The organism is Fulvivirga ulvae, assembly GCF_021389975.1.
In the GTDB taxonomy this organism is placed as follows: domain Bacteria; phylum Bacteroidota; class Bacteroidia; order Cytophagales; family Cyclobacteriaceae; genus Fulvivirga; species Fulvivirga ulvae.
On sequence record NZ_CP089981.1, the window covers coordinates 5,899,367 to 5,924,970 of the forward strand.

Below are 25,604 nucleotides of genomic sequence, written 5' to 3' on the forward strand. Positions count from 1 at the left end.
TTACCCGATCACTAAACACCAATAACTTCGCTCTCCGGTCTTCCGACCTCCAGCTCCAAACCTACCAGTCAATCGGAAAGTAATCCTTCAAAAACTTGCCACTCCAATGGGAGCCAGTGTTGATACCATCAAAGAACGGGTCACATACTCTGGCAGCGCCGTCCACGATGTCCAGTGGTGGCTGAAAATCATGGACCTTCTCTTTGTGTTTGGCAAGCTCTGCCGGATCTTCATCAGTAACCCAACCGGTATCAACTGCATTCATATAGATCCCATCCTTAGCCAAATCGCTGGCTGAAGTATGTGTGAGCATGTTGAGCGCCGCCTTGGCCATATTGGTATGCGGGTGCCTGTCTTCCTTTTTGAACCTGTGGAACTTTCCTTCCATGGCAGACACATTAACAATATGCTTTTGCCCGGTATTGTCACGCCGCATCATGGCGATCAGCCGGTTGCATAGCACAAATGGAGCCACGGCATTAACCAGTTGCACCTCAAGCATTTCAGGTGTCTGAATCTCACCCAGCCTCAGTCTCCAGCTATTGGTTTTCCTGAGGTCTACCTGCTGCAGATCTGCATCCAGTTGCCCCTCGGGGAAGACTTCCTTTACATCGAGGGACTGATCAAAACTGTAAGGGATCTGCGACAGTTGTGCGGATGCCCTCAGCCCTACTCCCGGCTCATTGCCATGCCATGACACCGGCAGGGAATTGTTCTTACCCAGGTGTACCACGCCAGCACTTTTTAGCTGGTCAAGGCAATCATGATGACTATGGAGCAGCACCCTGGCCTCATCAGGCAAATCATGATAAGGCAGACCCTCATGGGTCATCATATGCTGATAAAAACCTGCCGGACGCCTTACCGTTTGTGCAGCGTTATTGATAAGAATGTCCAACCGGTCATAATGCTGCTCAATGTAGGTGGCGAATATTTCAACGCTCGGGATATGCCTCAGGTCAAGCCCGTGGATATGCAGGCGATGCCCCCAGGTATTAAAATCTTCTTCTTTGGAAAACCGGAGAGCCGAATCAACCGGAAACCTTGTGGTGGCCACCACTGTAGCACCGGCGCGCAGCATCATTAAGGTGGCCTGGTAACCTATTTTTAACCGCGATCCGGTGATCAAAGCCACCTGCCCGGTGAGGTCGGCAGTCTGAAAGCGCTTAAAATAGTTGAGGTCACCACATTCTTTGCACATGGCATCATAAAAGTGGTGCAGTTGGGTGTACTCCTTTTTGCACACATAACAATTGCGTGCCGAGCTTAGCACCTGTTCGGTCTGTAGCTCATCAAGCTGCGAAACATCGGCTATTTGCTTCGGAGCGGTAAACACAGTGGCCGTTCTGGCAGACCTGATACCGGTAGCAGCCCGAGCCTCCCGGTCACGCTGTACCTGCAACTGTCTCTGATATTGTTTGGAAAGTTTATGCCGCTTTCTGACTTCATCCCTGTCAGGCCTGGACAACATACCTGCGGCTTTTAGCAAAGCCACCCGTTTATCTTCCGGCAAGGCAATAAACTGCCCACTGTCGGCGTTAAGTTTTTCCAGCACGTAAAGACAATGCTCTACTTCCTGAAGGGTTAACTTTCCCTCTGCTGTTTCATTGCTCATTCAAAAAATTAGCTATATGAATTAATCCGCGAATATAATTAAAGTCCAGTCTGATTTTTATATAAAATCTCCATTCTGCCATAAACTAAAAAAAGAAAATATAGGTGCCCGAATGTGAAAATATATTTGCACTTCAAATGTCGCCTCAACAAATGTTTCCTAGAGCCGGTGAATAACGTTAAAATCAAAATCACCCTATATACGCTCTGGAGAGCAATTTTCATATTTGTTGATGTATTTTTGTTGAGGTATTGTACACCCCGCCTTTGAGTATTTGTAGTAGCCGCTTACTTTCATAGATTGATCATAGGGACGAACTTGAGTTTGAATTTATTTTCAACCCAAACCCGCAAACCTATGAAACCAACTTCATGTACCGGGTGGCACTTCCTTACTCTGCCACCCTATGATATCTTTTTAAAATTTTTACAGAAAACGATTGCAGCTACAAAGGCCTTAAATGCGGCTTTAGCATTGATCCTTTTAGCTTTTTTAAGCTTTACAGTTCAGGCCCAGGTCGTACCTGTAGGCAGCGGCAGCTACACTACTAGTTTTCCCGGCACGGATGAGGCAGGAAGAAATACCTTTCCCTCAGGCGCGCCGCAACTTTCAGGAGTTGCTGCCAATAAACCAGTCCCTACGAATGACTGGTGGTCAAACCTGATTAAAAACGACCATGGCGGACAGGCTTTTAACTACCCTTTGTCTTTTAGATCAGAAACGGATGGCCTTGTGGTCAACTATACCATTCCCCTGGCTTCATCCGCCAATGAATACAGGGAACCTATGAGTGCTGTAGATGCCATTAAAGTAGGTGTCTCCGGGCTTAATGCTACCCGGTCTACCATTGCTGACTACTCCGACTGGACCGTGACAGCCAACTGGGCTTCCGGAGGGAACAACTTCTCTGCTACCATGGGTATGGGTATGCCCTTCGTTTATTTCACAAAAGCCTCGGGCAACACTGCTCAGGTACAGGTCAATTTCAATGCTCCCGGTGTAACCGTTTCCGGCAACAAGTTGCTGATCCAAAACAATATGAATAATTCCAGCTATGTGGTTTTTGGCCCCGCAGGCTCAACATGGTCAGGTAGCGGAGGAGTATTTACCTCATCACTGGCAGGAAAAAACTACTGGTCAATGGCCCTGGTACCTCCGGGCATGGATATCAACAGCTTTATAGCCAACTACGAAAGGTACGCCTATGTATTCCCGGCCAATACAACTGTAGACTGGAATTATAATGAAAACACATCTATGGTAACCACGACTTTTGCCGTTACTCCGGACGTTAAAGAAGGTGGCTACAACGAAGTTCTGCTGGGACTCCTGCCTCATCAGTGGGCACATCTTGGAGCAGGATCTGCCCAGCCGAATCTGGCCACTTACCACACTGTGAGAGGTGAACTTAAAATGCTTGGGGGCAACACGTTCTCTGTAGCCAACAAATTCAGTGGCGTACTCCCTACCCTGCCTAATCTGGCCAAATACAGCAATGGCTTTGACATTGGCAGTCTGAATGATAAAGTAAATGCCATTAAAGGCGATGGACTTCCCGGTTGGACAGACTCTTACAACGAAGGGCAAAATATGAACCGGCTGATCCAGGCTGCCCGTATTGCCGACCAGATTGGTAATACTGCAGCACGGGACCAACTGCTGGATACCGTTCAGGAGCGCCTTGAAGACTGGCTGACCGTGGAAGGTGGCGAAGTGGCTTTTATGTTTTATTACAACGATACCTGGGATGCTCTTCTGGGCTACCCCGCCGGACACAGTCAGGACAGCAATCTTAATGATCACCATTTTCACTGGGGGTACTTCATCCATGCAGCCTCAGCGCTGGAGCAGTTCAGGCCAGGCTGGGCCAATAACTGGGGACCTATGATCAACATGCTGATCAGAGATGCAGGAAACCCGAGCAGAACAGACAACATGTTTCCTTTCCTGAGAAATTTCAGTCCTTATGCCGGCCACGCCTGGGCCAATGGCTTCGCCACGGAGCCTTTCGGCAATGACCAGGAATCAACTTCCGAATCCATGCAATTCAATGCATCACTGATCCACTGGGGCACTATCACCAACAACCCCGAGATTCGTGACCTGGGTATTTACCTATATACCACCGAGGTGACTGCCATACAGGAATATTGGTTCGACATCCACGACAGGACCTTCCGACCTGAATATGCCCACGAAATGATCGCCAGAATATGGAGCGCCGGGTATGACAACGGCACCTGGTGGACATCAGACATTGCCGCCTCTTATGGTATTCAGCTTTACCCCATCCACGGAGGTGCTTTGTACATGGGCTATGACCTGGATTATGTTCAGGAAGTCTGGAATGGTATGAAATCAAAAACAGAAGTGCTGAGCAATACTCCCAATGCCAATTTATGGTACGACACCTACTGGAGCTTCCTCGCATTCCTTGATCCTGCCCAGGCCATAAGCCTGTACAACAGTTATACTGGCAGGGATGTAAAAGTAGGTATTTCCGATGCCCAGACTTACCACTGGCTTCACTCCATGAATGCCCTTGGCCACGTGGCAGATGAAATAACCGCTGACTACCCGATAGCCGGTGTATTTGAAAAGGACGGCGTAAGAACGTACGTAGCCCATAACTATGGCAGTACTGACATTACCGTTCATTTTTCAGACGGGGCCACACTTTATGTTCCGGCAGGAGAAATGGCAACCAGCAAAGACACCGGTGCTTCTATCTCCATATCAGCTCCAGGAATTGTAGCGGAGCCATGTACTTCCGGCGTAAACAGCAATTTCACACTGGAGGCCCATGTCACCGGCTCTGGTGTTTCATACGTTGAGTTTTTCAGAAACGGTGCTTCTGTAGGTACTGATAACGCTGCTCCGTACCAGTTGCAGCAATCTTTCTCCTCCGACGGTGTTTATACTTACACGGCCAGGGCCTACAGCGGATCAGCTTTCGAAGTCAGTAATGTCTTCCAGGTCATAGTGGGTTTGGGAACACAAGTGCCCTACTCCTCCCCTCATACCATACCCGGCACCTTCGAATCCGGTCTGTATGATGCGGGTGGCAATGGTATTTCTTACTACGATACCAATCCCAACATTTATGAGGCCAATTTCCGTACAGATGATGAAGTAGATGCTGCCTCCTCACCCTCTCAAGGCACTTCCATCGGGTGGATAGCTCCCGGGGAGTGGGTAGAATACAGCATCAATGCCACTTCAGGAAAATATGACATTGCCCTGAATATTGCTGCAAAAGCCTCAGAAGGCGGAATGAGCGGATCCCTGAGCATTGATATGGACTGCAATCCCGTAGCCACTATTAACTCCACACCTCTTACGGGAGACTGGGACACCTACCAGGCAGTGACCGCCACGGATATTAACATACCCGCAGGAAGCCACATCATCCGTGTAACCTTTAATTCAGGTGTATATAACCTTGGAAGGCTCACTTTTACCAGAACGGGTAACCTGGACGGGAACAACAGCCCTCCCGGCACACCAACCGGTATTCAGGTCACCAGCACAACTGCGAGCAGCCTTACCATCGGCTGGAATGCCTCCACAGACCCTGACAATAACCTCAGCGGCTACGATGTGTATTTGAATAACACGCTGGTTGATAATGTTTCTTCAACCTCCTACACCTTCACCAGGTTGACATCCAATACCACCTACCAGATGGGGGTTAATGCCCGTGACAGTGAGAACGCAGTGTCGCAAAGAGTTTCGGTGAGTGGAACCACTGACGAGCAAACCTCCAATGGGGTACCCATTCCGGCAGTCATTCAGGCCGAAAATTATACTGACATGAGTGGTATTCAGATGGAAGGGACCAGCGATACAGGCGGAGGCCAAAATGTAGGCTGGATCGATGCAGGAGACTGGTTGGAGTATGAAATTTATGTTCCTGAAGCCGGGGATTACACCATAGACTACAGGGTGGCAAGCCTCAATGCAGGCGGAGTTATTGAATTTTTCAGCAATGGCACATCCAAAGCGACTACCAGCTTCAACGCAACCGGAGACTGGCAAAACTGGACAACGGTAAGCGAATCTGTAAACCTTCCTTCCGGAGACCAGACCATAAGACTGGTGTCTAATAATTCCGGATGGAACATCAACTGGATAGAATTCAAAAGTGCAGGAACCACCCCTCCCGACGGAGATGGATGTAACATTGCAGTCAATGGAGACTTTTCCGTTGAAATATCAGATGACGCTACCAACCCAACGCTGACTTTTGTTCCCGAACGTTCCGGCGTTGGATCACCGACCTGTATTTTATACTACAGCACATCTCCTGACGGCACTTACCCGGGCTACCTCGTATCTGCAAGTACACCTTACCAGATCAATGCGAGTGCCGGCCAAACGATATACTTCTACTACACTTATAGTCTGCCTGAGGGTGGTGAGAACAATACTCTCAACAACAAAAAGAGCTTTGTGGTAGCGCAATGTGGCAGTAGTAGTGCCAGAATGGGTGCAGAAACGCAAAGTAAGCAAACAAATATCAGCGAAAGCCTCCGGCTATACCCTAACCCGGCCAATGACAAAATATTCCTGTCAGGGCTGCCTCAGGATGTATCGGAAGTGTTGATTTTTGATGCCACAGGCCGCACGCAGTCACTGAAAAGTACGGACGGCAGCAAAAACTTATCGCTGGACATCAGACATCTTGTAAAAGGACTATACTTCATCAGAGTACAATCAAAAGATGAGGTTATTACAAGATCCTTTATGAAAGAGTAAGCTATAGTTTAAACCGGTCGTCATTCCCTCAGCCCTTTATACTGGGTGTAAATTGAATAGGGGTTCAAAACAAAGGGGAATGGCGGCTCAGGTTTTCTTAAGGAAACAGTTAATCACTTACAATAAATTATACATGCTATAACAACCAATTAAAAAACAACCATGGCTAAGGGAGCAGAAGCCCCTTAGCCTAAATTTTCAACTTAAACCAACGCCCCATGACATCTAATTTAATTACAACCCGACTCAGAAGAGCCGTGCTGCTCTTGCTTATGTTCATTCCTGTGCTGAGTATTGCGCAGGTTACCGTTCCTTTTAAAATCGAAAACCATTCAGGGTTGCCCGATAACCAGCTTTTCGTAGCTGTAGTCGGTGAAGACCTTGCCGAACCAAGCAACCACATATGGGTTGACCCTGCCACAGGAGCTCAATTGCCCATGTCCCCTGCCTACAATACTATTCAGGGGCCGGTTTACGGAGGCAATCAGGGCCCCGGTCAAAACGGCCTGTACGCCGATTGTTTCAAGAGGCTCAGTGAAATTGCCAACAATACGGTAATGGTTCCTCCCATTCAGGGCTGCCGGATATTCATCGCTTATGAAGAGCAACTTTATTTTTACTTCTTTGGAGCTTCCGGCGCACAACGAGGCTACACATCGCCCAATGCCACTGACCCCACTGACCCTAACCAAGGTATCCGGTATGAGATCATTGAGCTGACCAATAACCAATACGGCATGTTTGCCAATACAACCCGGGTTGATTCCTATCAATACCCCATCGGTATGGAACTATCTGGCTCAGATGGCTACTACAAAAAGGTGGGAGAAATAGCTACACATGAAGAAATAGTGGCTGCCTTTCAGGCCAGTGTTCCTGTAGAATTCCAGAAGTGCCTTGACCCCGCCACCGGGGAGATCACAGCTCCCTCTAAAACACCCGAATTTGCCGACGGCTCAGTAGGTACTATGCCAGTACCCGGGCCATATGTAAATTACATGAAGCCATATGTAGATGCTGTATGGAGCAAATATGCTAATGAAGACCTGATATTTGATGCCGGTGACGCCGGAATCTGGAAAGGCCGTGTTCAGGGCGAACAGCTTGTAATGGTAAGCCAGTCGCCAGCGTTCCTGGGCAGACAAGCCATTATTACCAGAAGGCCTACCACACAGGAAGTTTTTGAAGGAAAAGGCGTATTGGATAATGTAGTGCAGGATGGCACCACTGACCTTCTGGTGCAGGCCCAGATCTGTGCTGCCCTCAACCGCCACATCATTGATATCAATACCCCTAACCCAGGGTTACAGGATTGGTCTGATGCTTCCCAATATTATCAGGCCTCTCCCTGTAACCATTACGCAAAGTTCTGGCACCAGCAAGGTATCAGTGTAGACCAGCTTTCTTATGGTTTTGCCTATGATGATGTTTTTGAATATTCATCATCCGTCCATACACCAAATCCTACACAAGCTATCATTAACATTGGTCCTTACGATGACGATGATACCGGCACTGCCACTCCTATTCCTGCCACGATCCAGGCAGAAGCTTACACCAACATGAATGGAATACAACTGGAAGCTACAACCGATGATGGTGGCGGTGAAAACGTAGGGTGGATTGATACCGGAGACTGGATTGAATATGAAATTAATGTACCCCAGGCCGGAAATTACACAGTGGAATACCGTGTTGCGAGCCTTGATGCAGGCGGCGTGATAGAGTTCTTCTCCAATGGATCATCTAAAGGAACTACCAGTTTTAATGCTACGGGAGGCTGGCAAAACTGGACTACAGCCAGCACTACCGTAAGCCTCTCCGCAGGAGAGCAGACTGTAAGGCTTGTGTCTAACAATTCAGGATGGAATATCAACTGGATAGCATTTAAAACTTCAGGGACTCCTCCTCAGGACGGATGCAACATATCCGTAAATGCAGATTTCTCGGTAGAAATCTCGGAGGACTCCAATAACCCTACTTTGACCTTTGTCCCCAAAAGGTCAGGTGTTGGTTCGCCAACCTGCATATTGTACTACAGCACTTCGGCCAATGACCCTTACCCTGGCTATTTGGTATCTGCCAATACACCATACCAGATCAATGCCGGTGCAGGGCAAACGATTTATTTTTACTATACCTACAGCTTGCCCGAAGGTGGTGAAAACAACACGCTGAACAACAAAAAGAGCTTTGTTGTAGGCAACTGCAATTCATCAGCTACCGCAAGACGGTCTTCCACTACACAGGAGGAACCTATAACGGAAAATGAGTTTAAACAGCCAGTAATATACCCTAACCCGGCAGGTAATCAACTGAATGTTGAAAATCTTCCTGCAGAAACCCGGGCGATCACTATTTACGATATAACCGGTAAAAAGAGCTTAATCGTGAATGACACCAAGGGTACGAGGGCTACTCTGGACATCCGGCATCTCCCTAGAGGACTTCATTTTATGAAAATGCAGACCATAAACGGTACTGTAACGGTCCCATTTGTAAAAGAATAGCAAAACCATCCGGGCCATGGCATTTCAGCGCAAAGGCACGATATCTTCATGTGGGCAAGCCACTGTTTATATCGCCTTACCTGATGTCATCCGCCCGGAGCTATAGATTAAACCAAATTTTCAAACTAAAACCAACAGATCATGAAAACAAAATCAACAATTTTGGTGATCGCAGGGCTCTTACTCGGGCACCTCGGCCTTGCTCAAAACTGGCAGCTCGTCTGGCAGGATGAATTTACAAACGGTATCAGCTCCGACTGGGTCTTCGAGATCGGAAATGGCTCATCCGGATGGGGAAATAATGAACTGCAATATTACCGTAGGGAAAATGCGACTGTTCAAAACGGACAACTGGTGATTACTGCCAAACGCGAAAACTACGGAGGCTTCAACTATACCTCTGCCAGGATGAAAACCCAGGGGCGTAAATCGTTCCGCTATGGAAAAATCGAAGCCCGTATAGCCATCCCTTCCAGCCTGGGCTTGTGGCCCGCTTTCTGGATGCTGGGCAATAGCATTACCAGTGTGGGCTGGCCTGCCTGTGGTGAAATAGACATCATGGAGCATGTGAACACCTCTCCTGACGTACACGGCACCATTCACTGGCAGGACCACAACGGCAACTATGCCTCATATGGCGGCCACACGGCTACCAATGTCACCAATTACCACGTGTATTCCATCGAGTGGAATGAAAACAGTATCAAGTGGTTTGTTGACGGCCAGCAATACCATATTGTGGACATCAGCAATGGCGTTAACGGCACGAGCGAATTTCACAACGAGTACTTCATACTGCTCAACATGGCTGTAGGTGGCAACTGGCCGGGCTTTAATGTTGACAATAGTGCACTTCCAGCCAGCATGTATGTTGACTATGTGCGTGTTTACCAGGGCGGTGGCAGTAACAATTTCTCGGTCTTCAGGGAAGCTGAGCAGTATAGCAGCATGAGCGGTGTACAAACCGAAGCTACCTCCGACGCAGGGGGCGGCCAGAATGTAGGCTGGATCGACACCGGAGACTGGATGGCTTATAACAGTATCAATATACCATCATCAGGCTACTACACCGTAGAATACCGGGTTGCCAGTGTTAATGGCGGACAACTGTCTCTGGACCTCAATGGCGGGGCAACCGTACTGGGAAGCCGTGGGATACCTGCAACCGGCGGATGGCAAAACTGGACCACCGTATCCCACTCGGTGTACATCAATGCCGGTACTTACAATTTCGGTATTTATGCTCAATCCGGTGGGTGGAACATCAACTGGTGGCGTATTACAAGCCAGGCATCTGCCTCTGCCCGAACCGCTTCGGACACGCAGGAAACGCCTAAAACTGAGGAAACCAATGCCATTGAGTTTAAACTTTACCCTAACCCGGTAGCCAGTGAATTAAAGCTGCATTTACCTGCGGGTACTTCCAGTCAGGTGAAGGTGTTTAACAACATTGGCCAGGTGGTATTACAAACCAAAGTAGTGAATAATACCATAGATGTATCATCGCTCAAACCAGGGCAATACACCCTGCAACTGGGCAGCGGTGATCATGCACTCTCTCAGAGATTTATCAAGGAATAAAAGAAACCCCTGATGCTGTCACCGGTACTTATGTGCCGGCTGACAGTACCAGGGTACCAATGCAGACAAGGAATAATTAAATCTTTTTCTAACCTAAAAAGTGAAAACTTATGAAAAATTACCTGTTCAGGAGGGCCGGACTGTGTAGTCGGCTCACTCTTGTATTACTCTTTTCTGCGCTGGTGGTAACCGGTTATGGTCAGCGCATTGTTGGCTATACCACCTCATGGGTCAACAATGCCAACCAGATTGATTATGCCAAGCTTACGCACATCAATTACTCCTTTGCGCTGCCCACGGCAAGTGGTGGATTGGAGCCTGTATCTAACCCTGCAAAACTCAACAGTGTCGTTAGCCAGGCCCATAGCCAGGGTGTAAAAGCTCTGATCGCTATTGGAGGCTGGGATCTCGGCGACGGCGGTGGCAACGACAGTCGTTTTGAAGTCCTCGCGTCTACGGCCGCGGGCAGAAATAACTTCGTCAATAGTGTCATCAGCTTTATACAGCAGTACAACCTCGATGGTGCTGACATTGACTGGGAGTTTCCCGATGCTGTCAACGGAAACCCTGATCCGAATTTCACTGCTTTAATGAGTGCGCTTTCAAGTGCCTTGCATAGTCGCGGCCTGCTGCTCACCGCTGCAGTCAATGCTTCTGCATGGGCCGGTGCCGGTATTAGCAGCGAAGTGTTCCAGCACGTTGACTGGCTGAATATTATGGCCTATGACGGGGACGCCGGTGCTGGGCACTCGCCTTACAGCTATGCAGAAAGTGCATTGAATTATTGGAAAGGCCGGGGTTTACCCGCCAATAAAGCCGTGCTGGGTGTACCGTTCTACGCCAGGCCAAGCTGGAATACATACAGCACATTGCTGGCCCAGGGTGCCGACCCCTACGCCGACTACTTTAATGGAGATTATTACAATGGTATCAATACCATTAAGGCCAAAACCAATCTGGGTGTGCAGCAGGGCGGCGGTATCATGATCTGGTCTATAGACCATGATGTGCAAAATCAGTATTCACTGTTAACCGCCATTTACGAAGAGATGGACACGCCTCCGCAAAATGATCCGGTCACTGTTTACAGGCATTGCGACTTTGGCGGGCAGGCTGTAGGGCTTCCTACGGGCAGCTATACACTGGCGCAGTTACAGGCCAGAGGTGTGATTGACAATGACATATCATCGGTTAAGGTGCAATCAGGCTATAAAATCACCTTCTACGCTTCTGACAACTTCTCAGGAACATCGGTAGTAAAAACAGCCGATGACAACTGTCTTGTGGATGATAGTTTCAATGACGCTGCCACTTCTGTGATCGTAAGTCAGAATTCCGGTGGCTTTTCACAAACCATACAGGCGGAAAGCTACAGCAACATGTCAGGCGTTCAGCTCGAAGGCACTTCAGATGCCGGTGGCGGCCAGAACGTGGGTTGGATAGATACAGGCGACTGGATGGCTTATAGCAATATCAACATCCCGACCTCAGGTACCTACCTGATAGAGTACAGAGTGGCCAGCCAGAATGGTGGTGGTGTGTTGTCACTTGATATAAACGCAGGAGCTACAGTATTAGGCACCAGGAGCATTGGCTCAACCGGTGGATGGCAAAACTGGACTACGGTATCTCATACGGTAAATATCAATGCCGGCACTTACAACTTCGGTATTTACGCACAAACCGGAGGCTGGAACATTAACTGGTGGAAGATCACACGCCAGTCATCAGCAACAGGGGCAAGAATAGCTCAAGATAACAAAAACATGCCTACTGATAATCAGATAGTTAACGATATGATTTATCCAAATCCTTTTAGCAATACCATTCAGGTACAGACGAAAGGTCAAAATACGCGAATAACTATTAATGATGCTCTGGGACATGAAGTGATACCTCCAACAGAAGTTAGTTCAGGAGAGGCTATTGATCTCTCCCATTTAAAGCAAGGGCTTTATTTTATCCGAATTGACTCTGAGGAAGGTCATGAAATTCTGCGCCTTATCAAACAGTAAACTATTCAACCAAACAATAAACCAATGAAAAAACTAAAACAAATTTCAATTATTACCCTGGCATGGCTGAGTATAGGGTGGTATGCCCACGGGCAGCAAAAAAATGATGCCATTGACCTCGGAAGCCTCAAAGCCTTTCAACAATCACTTGAGGAAAAAGTGACCAAAGGCACCAGCCAAAGCCGGACAAATCCGCTCATTACAGTACAAACCCCGCAAAACCAACTCGAATTGAATGTGGAGTATCAAAGTGAAAGCGGAAGTGAGTTCACGCTGGTTGGTGATGTGGACAACATCAAAAACAGTAGCTTTTACATCAAACTTGTAAATGGTGAGTTGCGCGGAAACATTGTTTTAAAAGACCAAAAGCTGGCTTATGAATATTTCTCGGACGCCAGTGGCAGAGCCTATATTCACCAAAAAGACATAGATAAAGTGCTATGTATTGAATATCCTGCAAAGTCTGCCTCCAAGGTGCCAGATGCGGCTGAGACACAATCCAATTTTGAGGTGGCAGCCAGTGTTTATGACTTGCAAAGTTTGCCTGGCGCTTATGGCTGCGTGCTCCTGGACTTTGATGGTTATTACCTGCCTCCCGGGACAGGATGGATTAATGGTAATTCGCTGAATGCTGCACATTCAGGTATGTCTGATGCTCAGATACAAGAGGCCTGGGACCTTATCAGTGAAGATTTTCGTCCGTTCAATGTTAATATTACCACCAGCCAGGCAGTATATGACTCTTACCCGCAAAACAGAAGGCAAAGATGTGTATTCACCCCCACTAATAATGCTGCCCCCGGTGCAGGTGGTGTGGCTTTCGTGGGTGCTTTTGGCTATCAGGATTGGCCTTGCTGGGTGTTCATCCTTTCCGGAAAAGCCGGAGGTGAGGCAGCTTCACATGAAATTGGCCACACACTTGGCCTGGGTCACGACGGAAGAACAAACCCCAACGAAGGTTACTTTGCCGGGCATGGAGACTGGGCTCCCATTATGGGTGTAGGCTATTACAAGCCAATTACCCAATGGAGTCGAGGTGAGTATGCTTATGCAAATAATACTCAAAATGACCTCAGCATTATGGCTGGGTATGTGGGCTTTAGAGGTGACGACCATGGCAACAACTTCAGTTCTGCTACCAACATCTCCAACAATGCTGCCGGTAACATTGATATGCAATATGGCATCATTGAAAGGACCGGTGACCAGGACATGTTCCGTTTTACCTGTGGCACAGGTAACGTATATCTGGACATCAACACAGTAGGCAGGCATGGTGACCTGGATGTACTGGTCAGGCTTTATGAAGGCTCTACCGGAAACCAGATAGGTACTTTTAACGGAGGTGGCCTTAACACTCGTTTGGAAGCTTACCTTGGTGCCGGCACTTATTATATTTCCGTAGATGGTACCGGAGCAGGCAATCCTTCTACCAATGGTTATTCCGATTACGCCTCTCTGGGCAGCTTCTGGATTTCCGGCACCATCCCTCCCGGCAGTTCCGGTGGAGTGGTCACACTTTATCAGGATTGCTCGTATGGAGGTTATGCTGTAGGCCTTGGAGAGGGCAGCTATACACTGGCCGACTTGCAGGCACGTGGACTGGTCAATGACGATGCCTCGTCCATCAGGGTACAATCAGGCTATCAGGCTACTTTGTACTGGGACAATAACTTTCAGGGAAGCTCCCTGGTAAAAACAGGTGATGATAACTGCCTGGTCAATGAAGGTTTCAATGATGAGATCAGCTCTATTGTAGTTTCAAGGGTAGCCTCAAGTTCGGTCATAGAAGCAGAAAGCTACAGCTCCATGTCGGGCGTACAACTGGAAAACTGCTCGGAAGGCGGCCAGAATGTAGGCTGGATCGAACAAGGCGACTGGATAGCCTACAATGGCATCAATTTCCCTTCTTCGGGTACGTACCTTATCGAATACCGGGTGGCCAGTGCCAGTGGCGGAGGACGCTTGTCTGCTGACCTGAATGCGGGTGCTACAATACTTGGTGAACTCGACATTCCCAATACCGGCGGATGGCAAACCTGGTCGACCATTTCACATACTGTAAACGTAAATGCGGGAACTTACCCATTTGGAATCTATGCCCAGGCAGGCGGGTGGAACATTAACTGGATCAGGATAACCCGCCAGGGATCAGCACTTAACCAAAGCAGCACCAAAGAGCTGGTAAGCTCAGAGACCTTAAAGGCAGATCCGGTAATATACCCGAACCCTGCTAGTAACACTATAAGTGTCTCATTTGCAGGAGACAAGGCCAAAGGTAGAATAGTGAATACTTTGGGTCAGACTGTCATCGAGTTACCTTCTATAAGCAGTAATGAACCTATTGATATTTCAAACTTAAAAGAGGGAGTATATCTGTTTGAAATAGAGATGGATAAAACCAGGCTGGTTAAAAGAATAGTGAAGTCAGTAAATTAAGATGAATTTATAAAGCAAAGACAAAGGCCGTTTCGAGTGACCCACACTCTGAAACGGCCTTTTTCGTAGCTACAATTTTATAAGGCAGGCCTGTATAAAATCGTACACTACCTGTGTTTCACAACCTCCGTAGCACATATGCATACACCGGAAGCCGTGTAAACTATCTCCGACGCCCTACTCCGCCTTTTAAAGTTTTTCCATTATTACTATTTTCAAAATGAGTAACAAAACTCTTAATAGAAATTTGAATTAAGTTCAAATTTTTGGCTTTCATATTGACGCATTAGTTTAAATTTCAAGAATCACGCAGATCAGCCAACGAACTCTCCATCCAATGTACATTGGCCTGGCCCCTCACTGAAACATCCCTTACTTCTTGGAGGCAAACAACTCACTCCATTGGAAGGGCATCCGAAAGTAGGTTCCCGTGGTTCAAGATCTATTCCTCCATGAACAGTTTGTTTTTCATGGCTCTTCAATTCTGTTATAAAACTGGTTACTCTCAAATTGACTAAATCTAACTTTTTCATCGTCTTTTTGGGTTTTGGGTTAAACAATTAAACAATACTAGTGTTGACTTGTATTATCTATTTAAAATTAGACTTTCTGATGCTGGAAAAACAGAGGAAAATTACCCAGAATAATGGGGGAATATCACCCAGCGCATTTTACATTTACTTTTTAGCTACCATCGTGGTTCTTATTCATGGACATAATAAAAAGAACTGCCCACAGCATAGCTGATTTACGGCAGTTCTGAACCTGAGAATGAAAACTAACTATTTATTACATTTAACTATTCACGATTACATTTGACCAAAAACCGGTCACTTATTACTCAATCACCACCCTTTCGGTAGTTACTTTATCACCCACTTTCAGTTGAAGTATATAAACTCCTTTCTTCAATTTGTGAACGTCATATTTCTCAAATCGCTCGCCTCGGTGGATTTTACCGCTAAACAATTTCATAGACTGCTGTGCATCCAGGATGTTGTAAATGGAGATCTCAACTTCGCTGTCATCTGACAACACTTCGTATTTGAGATATATCTCGCCGTCAGCAGGGTTAGGATATACCAGATTGTCCTTTTTCACATCCAGTTTTAACTTATCGAATTGTCCTTTCCTGGTATTGGTGATTACAAAGCGCTCACCGCCTTCCAATGTTCGCTTTTCAGTATTTTGCTGTAATACATCAAGGATCACCTCTTCTCCCTCCCCAACATCTACACCAAAGGCAAAATGCACTGAGAATGTCTCCTTACTATATATCGGAATACCAGAAATACGCGCCTTTGGAGAAGCAATATAAAGCATGTTATCATCTATAATTTTAACCTCTTGCAAATCAGCTTCTTTTATTCTTTCGAAGAATTCAGGGTCTACTTTTACTCTGATCTCCCCTCCTCTGTCAAAGAATGGTTTATCTATTTTATCCTCAAAACCTCTGTCCCAAAACGACAGATCGATCTTGCTCCATCCTCTCTCAGTTCCTCTTACGTATAAACTTGTGAAGCCATCAAAATCATTGTTGTATACCTGGACATTCTTCCATACAATGTTATTATTCTTTTTTACATTACCACTTACGCCAACTCCGCTAAGCTCACTGAACATCGGGTCAGCAGGTGACTCAATTCTGGCCAGCAAACAGAAATGGTGTATGTCATTTACAAAATCTCCCGGATTTGGCGGATACCAGGGTATTTCAACCGTATAAGAACCACCCGGAGCTATCGGAGGTATGGAAACCGTATTGATCTTATCACCATTCAAAACTCCTGAAAGCGAGTAATTGATCCAGTGATTTGGCCATACAAGGCCGGTAGATGCCTTTGAGAAATATAAAGACAAGTTGGCACAATCGCTGGTTACACTGCTCTTGTTGCGTATTTTGACATATACACCGTTAGGAGAGAATAATTTGAATTCAGGATTTTGATGTGCCCCACCACCATCAAGGTTTTGACGTACCCATATATCCTCGCTGATCCACATTGGCCCATTATCCGGATTAGGCTCATTACCAATATCAAAGGGTCTGTCTTTGGCATAGATATCAAAATCACCGTTATCAGGAAGCATTTGTTGGGCAAGTTGGACCGCCGCTTCAGCATCTACCAGTCCATAGCCCATTTCGTTGTGCCAGGTACCATTAGGCCTGCCAAAAGTATTGACGTAAGCATATCCACCAACTTTCTGCGCTGATTGTTCGATGATATCTTCTACTTCATCATGAGTGAGACATGGATTAACTGATAATACCAGTGCAGCTACACCAGCTACCATAGGGCATGCAGCTGAAGTACCGTTAAACCAAATTGTATGGTTTTGGTCAGCATAATCATTAGCTACCAGGGTTCCTCCAAGGTTGGGGTGTATGGCTACACCATTGTTATAGCCGGCAGAGCCTTGCCTGTCAGTAGTAGAAACCAGTACTCCAGGAGCAACTACATCCAGTTGAGCTCCAAAATCGCTTCCCCAGCCTTCTCCATCACAAGAGGTAAGGCTCTTCCTTTCTCCGCATGGACTCATTGCACCCACGGCAATGATATCAGGGTTACTATTCGCCGGATAGCTTACGTTACCATTTCCATTGCCAGCAGAGAACAGAATAATAGTACCTAACCCTCCACGTCCATTATTAAGTGCGTTGGTGATCGCATTATCAATAATGGCATACTGCACTCCTGAGCCCCATGAGTTGCTTATCACATCAGCACCATTTTGCCATGCCCAGTTGATACCATCAGCTCTTTTTTGTCTTGAGTTAGGTGTTCCTGCCAATGAGTTACTTACGGACATTAACCTCACGTTCGGGGCTACTCCACTGATACCCGTGTTATTATCGTCCCTTGCTCCTATAATACCGGCACAGGCTGTACCATGGCTACCCAACACCAAAGCTGGAGTTGTTCCCGACTCGGTATCAAAGCCAGTGCCAAATGTATTACCCTGTAATTCAGGGTGGTTCATCTCAAATCCCTGATCCAAAACAGCTACTATCACATCCCTGCTTCCTTTAGTTAATTCCCAGGCATCTTCAACCTGCATATCAGTACCTGCTCCTCCATATTGTCCTGTATTGTTAAGCCCCCACTGATCTCCGTATAATGGGTCATTTGGAGTATGTGGAAGCTCATCCACCATTAGGTCTGGTTCGGCATGCTCAAACACCCCTGATTCATAAAACCGGTTTGCCGTTTCAAGCGCATTAAATTTGGAGTCCTTGGTACACTTTAAAGTATACCATAAAGGCATAAATTTATTCTGCCCTACGATTGCTACACCAATCTCCCGCGCCATTTTATCCAAACGGGCAAAGTCATCCTTACTTTTGAGCTTAACATAAAAGTAGTTGGACAGACCGATCTTTTCTTCCTCCTTGTTTTTAAAATAGGGAGTAGCAATTTTAATACTTTCCTGTGCTTCAAGCGCTTTTAAGTATGTCAGATACTCCTCTGAAGACATGTCCGACTTCAATTTTAGTTCTGCCCAATACTCTGATGAAGCTTTGTAGTTGCCCACGGCTTTCAGTGTTTGTGCAGAGTTATCCAGGCTAAATTTTGTAATCTGCACATCCTTATCCACCAGAGCACTTAACTGGTTGGAATCAGGAATATCTGATTGTAGCACAAGATATACGTAATTGGTATTGAGTTCCAAAGGCTGCTTCTCTCCATTGTAGTAGTAGAAGTACTTCTGGGAAAAGGCCAGTGATGTTGATGTTAAAAGGATGCAGACCAGGAATGCCAGTTTCAGCACCCGGTCCACATTCCAGTACCGCCCTATTTGTCGAATAAGTAGTTTAGGTTGCATGGTTAGATGATATTTGGTTAAGTTCTTACTCTGTTTCAGCTTTTCAGAATCCGCTGTTTCGAATCGATTCGTTGGTTTTTATGATTCAAAATTAACATGCGGCCCTGCGGTACAACAGAGGAAAAGAACCCGAAATAAAAGGGAAAATTCCCCTATTATAACAGTATATTTTTATTATTAATTATAAATAATATTATTTTATTAATAATAAAAACAAAAGAGCATTGCCTTTTAACTTATTTAAAAAGAGACATTTAGATATAAATTATCTATCTTAGCCCGTACATTCTTAAGAGTAGTTTTGCCATGAACAATGAGCTAAAAAAACACCTTGAAAAGGTAAGTCATATTTCCATACCTATATATGCTGCTAATAAACAAGAATCTGAAATATTGGAGCTGCTTGAGAATATTAAACCCTACTTAACTTCGGAAGGCATAGAATTCTGGGATGAGTTTATCTACATGTCTGAGGAAGAAACAGAATATCTGGATTATGATGGATCTTATGAAGGGTATGAATCATGGAGCACAAAAGATACTACTAAATTTATTCGGGAAGTTATGGCAGAAAGCGGTATTGATGCCCTGTGTGGTTTTCCAAAAAATCAGGTGAGAGCACATTTGCTAGATGGGGAGCTGCTTAACTCAGATGAGGTGAAATGGGCATATGATAAGTTATTTTTGATTCAGGATAAGCTTTTAATGCTTTACATCAATAAGCATATTATCCGCAATATATAAAGTTATTATATGGTCTTTATGCGATCATCTAACAATTTACAAAACAAAAATCCCCAAAGGACCTTGTCCTAAGGGGATTTTCGTTGTCTATAGTTGGCTTTAATTGATACTAAGGTAGAACTTCTTTAGTAACCCTGAAAGCTGCCCACGTCCAAACCACTAAATAGCTGGTGAACTGCAGAATAAAGGGATTAACTTCATATTTAAATTTTGTACAGGTCGTGTTTTATAGCATAAAGCACCAGACCGACCCGGCTCTTCACCTGAAGCTTCTCAAATAATGACTCCCTGTACCCATCAATTGTTTTAGGACTAAGAAACATATCACCGGCTATTTCTTTATAAGTTTTTTCGGTACAGGCCAGTTTCAGGAACTCTATCTCTCTGTCTTTTAAAATAACTTCCGGAGCCTCAGCCTTGTGTAAAGAACTCAAAACAGTGCTTGTGATCTTTTCCGAGTAGTAGAAACCTTTATGGATCACGTCATTCAGCGCACCATGAAATGTCTGCGGGTGAATATCCTTAAGCAAATAACCTTTGGCACCGGCCCTTAGCATTTTAATGATGGTACCTTCATCATCATCCATAGATAATGCCAGTACTTTAATATCCGGATGGTCTTTATTAAGCATATGCATGGTTTCAATACCGTTAAGCACAGGCATATTAATATCCATCAGGGCAATATCAGGAGCTATTTCATCCTTTTCAAGGTGCGTAAGCAATTCTCTTCCATTGTTCACCTGGTACAGGACCTTGAAATTGTCAAAAGTGTTTACCAGATTCTCCAGAGCCTGGGCAAACAGCAAGTGATCATCAATAATTACAACAGAGTAATCATGCATAGCTTTTCTGCGTTAGGTTATATTCCAGAATTAACTCGACTCCTTTGTTTTTTGCTGACACCATATTATACTCAGCACCGATAAGTTTTGCACGGCTTTTCATATTAATCAGCCCCGCCCCTTTAATGACTTCTTCGTAGTCAAAGCCGATTCCGTCATCCTTAGCTGAAATTAATAATTTATTTGCTGAATATTCTAAATTTACATCCAAATGTTGTGCTTTGGAGTGTTTAATTACGTTGGAAAAAAACTCCTGTAATATTCTAAACAAAATTATGCCGTCCTTTTGAGGCACCATATACTCCTCTCCCTGCACCGAAAGTTTTGCCTTTAGAAAATTAAGTTTATTAAATCGCTCCAGCTCAAGTTCTATAGACCGGACAAGCCCCATCTCTCTGATTATATCAGGATTTAGTGTTTTGGATAGCAATCTTATTTCCTTCAGGCAATCACCCAAAATCTCACTTACATCAACTGTTTCTTCCTTATGGCCATCCGGTAATTTAGCTTGCAGTATGTTGAGTTGCATACGGGCTACGGAAAGTAGCTGCCCGATATTATCATGGAGTTCCCATCCCATGTTTTTAAGGGCCTGTTCATGGATTTCCATCTGCGATTTGGCGATTTCCTCTTCAAACTTTTTTTCCGCCTGAATATACTTGTTTTTTCTAGCCTGGAATGTTCCGAATAGAATGATAATGATCACAACTAAAACGATCAGTGTAATTGTGGCCACTAAAACAACATCTTGCTCCATAACCTTTCCTTCAGGCTTCTTCCGGTGCTTAATCGGACAATTTCTTACTTATGATAAAACCAACACAAAAGCAACCATACATCACCAGGTTTAAAGTAAAGATAATAAAGTTCCATTTATCTGAATTGCGAAACGTAGGAAGAAAATGTAGGCTTATAATATATGGAATGATGGCAGTGTAATAGAATGCGAGGCCCGCACTTATCCAAAACATAAGATACTTTTGGAAGTAAAGTACCTTATCTGTATTCAATATCTCCACTAAAAATAAGCCTATTGAAGCAATCAGAAAAACAGCTCCTAACGTAAAAGTGTAAGAAGAGAATGCGGATGTAGTCATCAACTTGTCGAGCCACGCAAAGTTTATGGTAGTAGAAATAAGAAATATAATCAGAAAGGCCAGTATCCATGATTTATATTTTTTTGATTTTACAGTACGGTGGTAAAGCAAAAAAAGGTAGATGTATTGAACAGAGGTTAACAAATTATAAACAAAGTTATTCTGTATACTCACCTCATAGATCTTAAGAAACCACATGGTAAACTCTACCAGGGTGATCAGCCATAAAAGAGGTAAAAAGTACCTCAAAAATGTATGAGAGTACTTTTTATAATATACTGAGCCGATTATGGCGGTTATAAGCTCAAGAAATTTTATCAGCCCAAATAGTGTCATTTATTTAATTAGATTGTGTTCCTATTTCTTTTGACGGGCAGTTAGGCTCGCACATCTCTCCCATATTGGCGACCGAGCTTTCTGTCCCTTCTACAGAACGTGCCATGGTGGCTGCTTCTGCACCGGCTTTGTCTGAAGACCTTTTCTTTCCGTTTACTATAATATCATGAATTGGCAACGGCACACCGTCATCACCTATATGCAGAGGGTCAAATGCAATGTGATCTCCTGACTTCTTATCATAGTATGTCGGTACATAGATGTAAGTTTGATAGCCTCTATGTTTCCCTGCTGTGTCATCTTCAGGGTATGCCACATAGTACATTCTGATACCCGATACTTTTATACCGGCTTTTCTGGACGCATGCTTGAGGTAAGCTATGTAATTCTCGTAAAATTCCAGTGAATGCCACCCGTATCTGGCATCTTCCCTGCCACCTCTAAATTCCGTAACTACATCAAAACGTCCCTGGTACGCTTCAAACATGGCATGCGCTCGCTCCAGTGTTATTGTTTCCTTCGGTTTTTCTCCACCCGGTCCATCGTCAGGCCTTTTCTCGCAGCCATTTACTATTAACAGTATTAACATTACAGACGACACCCGGATCAGTCTATTTACGTTTCTTTTCATGGTTTTACTTGTTTAAATAGGTTAGGCGATTTTATTAATTTTATAAAATCAAAAATGAAATTATAAAAAATACTGATAGAGGTATAATCATTTGATGCAAAAAGGGTGATTTTCCCCACTTAGCGTAAAGCCAGAAGTGATCCAATAAAGTGCAATTATTTTGCATTTTTTACGAATACCTTACACGAGTAAGTCTAAACCCCAAACTTGTTACACTTCCCACATCTTATTTCCTAACTTGGCGCCCATGCTAAAACCAACTAAAAACTATTTATAATTATGAAGGATAAGAAAATAAAACTTGAAGATTTGAAAGTTCAAAGTTTCATTACACGTCTGAATGATGAGGCATCTGAAATTGCCAAAGGAGGAGCTACCGGCTTCCTTTGCGGGGGCAGTGCATCTGTTAAAATTGCGTGTTTATCGCAAGGAGCACAGATTTGCAGCGACGATTCGTGCTGAAAAATTGAATTATCTCTCTGGTACTAACCAGCCTTATACCTAAAAGGCGCCAGAAGAGGTCTTTAACTAACCATAGTAAACCCTGATCACCTAAACCGAATTTGGCCATCGTACTTAAACCTAAACAAGATGGTCAAATTCATCCCTTTTTATCTACCCCTTAGCTACTTCCAGAAAATTCCTGTTAATATCTCTTTGACACTGCTCCTTGGTGTTATTATTTGATATTGGAGCTATAAGATTATGATTAGAACCAATGGAACTATCTTAAACAGGGCTTTGCGAGAGCATGTAAGGAGCATTTACATTAACCAACATTCCGGAATTGAACTTTAAGTCTGTTTTCCAGATCGAGATTAAGCTTAGTTTATCTACATTAAATGTAATGTAAAGGATATAAAAAGTCCACAGGGCATCAGAAGGTTTATTTAAACCCCAGATAAGACAGGATTTGAGCTGCCCGCTAACTTCGGCCTTCCACTGTTAACCTGCTCCAAAGAACGAGGTCCCGACAAGTCGGGATGAGGCCTGGCCTAGGTCAAAGGCTTCACTCGGTATTGTTTTTAATGTTAGGTTTAAAAAACATATCCACCCTGCAGACTTGCAGCAAAGCTACGATTTTTATCACGACCTGAAAAAGTATTTAGGACTTAAACTTAAAACGCATGTATTTAATATCATGCCCAAGTTCGTTGAACTTTTGCTCGTACCTTGTGCGTATATCATAACACTCCGGTTTAAGCTCAGAATGGTACAGGTCAAATGTATAAACCAGATCCTCTATATCGTTGCGATCTTTTAGTACCTCAAGGGTATATTCAAAAAGACCAGTATTGTCAGTTTTGAAAAACACGTTGCCTCCGGGTCTGATAAGTGCTTTATAAAGATCAAGGAATCGAGGGTGGGTAATCCTTCTTTTCTCATCTCTGTCTTTAGGCCTGGGATCAGGGAATGTTATCCATATATCTGACAATTCGCCGGGTTCAAAATAATTGAGCAGTTCAAGGATATGCACTCTTAAAAAGGCTGCGTTGGTAAGCCCTTCTTCTAAGGCGATGCCACTTCCTTTCCATATTCTGTCTCCCTTAAGATCAACCCCTATGAAATTCTTTTCTGGAAAAATGCGGGCCATACCAATGGTATATTCTCCTCTTCCACAGGCAAGTTCTACCGTAATATCGTTACTATTTTTAAAGCATCTCTCATGCCAGTTTCCCTTTATGTTCTCAATGATCTCCTTGCCGGGTTCTATCACATTATCTCGTTTTGCATTTTCTGCAAAACGTGCCATCTTTTGTCTACTCATAGTTATTTCTATGCATTTGCTCAAATAAGGCTGCAAAGGTAACTATTAAATTATTAAAAGAAGATGGTGTTTTTGAAACTGGATAACTAAGCCAAGGCTATCCATAATAGGTGTATCCTTACAGGTCAGCTATTTCGGCAACAACAAAGGTACTTCCTCCAACAAATATGAGATCGTTATGATCTGCCTGGGCTTTTGCTATAGATATGGCCTCGTTCACGTTTTTAACTACTTCACCCTTCAACCCGTACCCGGCAGCCGCATCATGTAATTTCTCTGCCTCCAGCGCTCTTGGTATGTCGGCCTGACAAAAGAAATAGTGCCCCTCTTTTGGGAGTATCGTTAATATATCAGAAATGTCCTTATCATTTACAGCTCCCCAAACCATATAAAGATCCTTATGGGGTGTTGAGGCTATCTGGTTAATAATAAATTCAACACCTGCTTTATTATGTCCAACATCACAAACCACCATAGGACAGGTAGACAATACGTGCCATCTTCCTTTCAGGCCTGTTATTGATTTTACATTTTCAATTCCCTGCTTAATGTGTTCCGGTTTGATTTCAAAACCTCTGGTCCGCAATATATCTATGACCTTTAAGACCCCTGGTATATTTTTAGTTTGATAGTAGCCGGCTGGCTGTATATTTAATGAAATTAGCTTATTACTTTCGGAGTATATTATAAGATCACCGGCCTGATCAAAACCGGCAGTGTAGCTATCTCCGGCAAAATACAGATCAGCGTGCCGCTCTGCCGAAATATGTTCAAACACGTCAGATATCCCTTCTTGTTTTTCGCTAATAACCACAGGTATATGGTCCTTTATGATACCCCCTTTTTCTGTAGCAACTTCCTGAAGTGTGTTGCCGAGCCACTGCATATGGTCAGCGCTGATATTGGTAATCAAAGATACTTCCGGAATGATCACATTAGTGGAATCAAGCCTGCCTCCCATACCAACTTCAATCACGGCAATATCGACTTTCTCTACAGCAAAGCAGTCAAATGCCATTCCAACTGTAAGCTCGAAAAATGATGGATGGTGTTCTTCTATAAAGGGGTACACCCTGTTCATAAAGTCTATTACCCTGTCTTCAGGGATCTCCATCCCATTGACCTTTATCCGTTCAGTAAAATTTTTCAGATGCGGAGAAGTATACAAACCTGTTTTGTACCCTGCGGATTGCAGTATAGCTGCCAGATAATTAGAGCTGCTTCCTTTCCCGTTAGTACCCGCAATATGTATAGATTTAAACTGATGCTCAGGGTAACTTAAATACCGGCAAAGGGCCCGGGTATTTGTTAAGTCCTTTTTAAAAGCAGCTCCGCCAATCCTTTGGAACATTGGAAGCTGCGTGTACATGTAATCCAGCACCTGCTGATAGCTGGAAAAATATGTATTGGAGTATTTATTTATGTCAGACATACGGGCTC

At 44.6% G+C, this 25,604-nt stretch carries 17 protein-coding genes; 7 read left to right on the forward strand and 10 right to left on the reverse strand.

Translation table 11 applies throughout. The annotated features are described in order from the left end of the window. Positions 1-61: 61 nt before the first annotated feature. Entirely contained in the window at positions 62-1,615 is a 1,554-nt protein-coding gene (locus LVD17_RS24780; RefSeq protein WP_233762419.1) for an SDR family NAD(P)-dependent oxidoreductase, read from the reverse strand. 357 nt (positions 1,616-1,972) lie between these two features. Between LVD17_RS24780 and LVD17_RS24785 the strand changes: the two genes are divergently transcribed. From LVD17_RS24785 to LVD17_RS24805, 5 genes are all read left to right on the forward strand, one after another. Further along, a complete protein-coding gene (locus LVD17_RS24785) occupies positions 1,973-6,373 on the forward strand; it encodes a glycosyl hydrolase (protein ID WP_233762422.1) in 4,401 nt (1,466 codons plus the stop codon). Positions 6,374-6,591: 218 nt separating this feature from the next. After that, positions 6,592-8,883 carry a beta-1,3-glucanase family protein gene (locus LVD17_RS24790; protein WP_233762424.1) on the forward strand — a complete coding sequence of 764 codons (2,292 nt, stop codon included), beginning with the start codon at positions 6,592-6,594 and terminating at the stop codon, positions 8,881-8,883. Positions 8,884-9,024: 141 nt separating this feature from the next. Then, the gene (locus LVD17_RS24795; protein WP_233762426.1) at positions 9,025-10,464 is read left to right on the forward strand and encodes a carbohydrate-binding protein; all 1,440 of its coding nucleotides are present in this window, start codon (positions 9,025-9,027) and stop codon (positions 10,462-10,464) included. Positions 10,465-10,574: 110 nt separating this feature from the next. Next, on the forward strand, positions 10,575-12,479 hold the full coding sequence (locus LVD17_RS24800) for a glycosyl hydrolase family 18 protein (protein WP_233762428.1): 1,905 nt from the start codon (positions 10,575-10,577) through the stop codon (positions 12,477-12,479). Positions 12,480-12,503: 24 nt separating this feature from the next. Further along, positions 12,504-14,918: a carbohydrate-binding protein gene (locus LVD17_RS24805; protein WP_233762431.1), complete on the forward strand. Its 2,415-nt coding sequence runs from the start codon at positions 12,504-12,506 to the stop codon at positions 14,916-14,918. 163 nt (positions 14,919-15,081) lie between these two features. Here the strand turns inward: LVD17_RS24805 and LVD17_RS28745 are convergent, their stop codons facing one another. From LVD17_RS28745 to LVD17_RS24815, 3 genes are all read right to left on the reverse strand, one after another. Further along, positions 15,082-15,195: a pinensin family lanthipeptide gene (locus tag LVD17_RS28745; RefSeq protein WP_370688777.1), complete on the reverse strand. Its 114-nt coding sequence runs from the start codon at positions 15,193-15,195 to the stop codon at positions 15,082-15,084. 37 nt (positions 15,196-15,232) lie between these two features. Beyond that, positions 15,233-15,451, reverse strand: a complete 219-nt coding sequence (locus tag LVD17_RS24810) for a pinensin family lanthipeptide (RefSeq protein ID WP_233762433.1) — start codon at positions 15,449-15,451, stop codon at positions 15,233-15,235. 304 nt (positions 15,452-15,755) lie between these two features. Beyond that, positions 15,756-18,743, reverse strand: coding sequence for a S8 family serine peptidase (locus tag LVD17_RS24815; RefSeq protein WP_233762435.1), 2,988 nt, complete (start codon positions 18,741-18,743; stop codon positions 15,756-15,758). A gap of 306 nt (positions 18,744-19,049) precedes the next feature. Here LVD17_RS24815 and LVD17_RS24820 point away from each other — a divergent pair, with 306 nt between their 5' ends. Next, positions 19,050-19,487: a hypothetical protein gene (locus LVD17_RS24820; protein ID WP_233762437.1), complete on the forward strand. Its 438-nt coding sequence runs from the start codon at positions 19,050-19,052 to the stop codon at positions 19,485-19,487. A gap of 203 nt (positions 19,488-19,690) precedes the next feature. Here the strand turns inward: LVD17_RS24820 and LVD17_RS24825 are convergent, their stop codons facing one another. From LVD17_RS24825 to LVD17_RS24840, 4 genes are read right to left on the reverse strand one after another with little or no spacing between them, the layout of a single operon-like run. Then, entirely contained in the window at positions 19,691-20,332 is a 642-nt protein-coding gene (locus LVD17_RS24825) for a response regulator transcription factor (protein ID WP_233762439.1), read from the reverse strand. Next, positions 20,325-21,089 (reverse strand): sensor histidine kinase, encoded by a 765-nt coding sequence (locus tag LVD17_RS24830; RefSeq protein WP_233762442.1) that lies wholly within the window; start codon positions 21,087-21,089, stop codon positions 20,325-20,327. The genes LVD17_RS24825 and LVD17_RS24830 overlap by 8 nt, the downstream gene beginning before the upstream one ends. Positions 21,090-21,117: 28 nt before the next feature. Further along, complete coding sequence (locus LVD17_RS24835) at positions 21,118-21,765, reverse strand: hypothetical protein (protein WP_233762445.1); 648 nt, start codon at positions 21,763-21,765, stop codon at positions 21,118-21,120. 4 nt (positions 21,766-21,769) lie between these two features. Further along, a complete protein-coding gene (locus tag LVD17_RS24840) occupies positions 21,770-22,396 on the reverse strand; it encodes a hypothetical protein (protein ID WP_233762447.1) in 627 nt (208 codons plus the stop codon). A 279-nt stretch (positions 22,397-22,675) separates the two neighbouring features. Here LVD17_RS24840 and LVD17_RS24845 point away from each other — a divergent pair, with 279 nt between their 5' ends. Then, the gene (locus LVD17_RS24845; RefSeq protein ID WP_233762450.1) at positions 22,676-22,858 is read left to right on the forward strand and encodes a pinensin family lanthipeptide; all 183 of its coding nucleotides are present in this window, start codon (positions 22,676-22,678) and stop codon (positions 22,856-22,858) included. A gap of 643 nt (positions 22,859-23,501) precedes the next feature. Here LVD17_RS24845 and trmB read toward each other — a convergent pair. Together trmB and LVD17_RS24855 are read right to left on the reverse strand one after the other, a co-directional pair. Further along, positions 23,502-24,164: a tRNA (guanosine(46)-N7)-methyltransferase TrmB gene (gene trmB, locus LVD17_RS24850; protein ID WP_233762452.1), complete on the reverse strand. Its 663-nt coding sequence runs from the start codon at positions 24,162-24,164 to the stop codon at positions 23,502-23,504. 118 nt (positions 24,165-24,282) lie between these two features. Continuing rightward, complete coding sequence (locus LVD17_RS24855) at positions 24,283-25,596, reverse strand: bifunctional folylpolyglutamate synthase/dihydrofolate synthase (RefSeq protein ID WP_233762454.1); 1,314 nt, start codon at positions 25,594-25,596, stop codon at positions 24,283-24,285. Positions 25,597-25,604 lie beyond the last annotated feature (8 nt).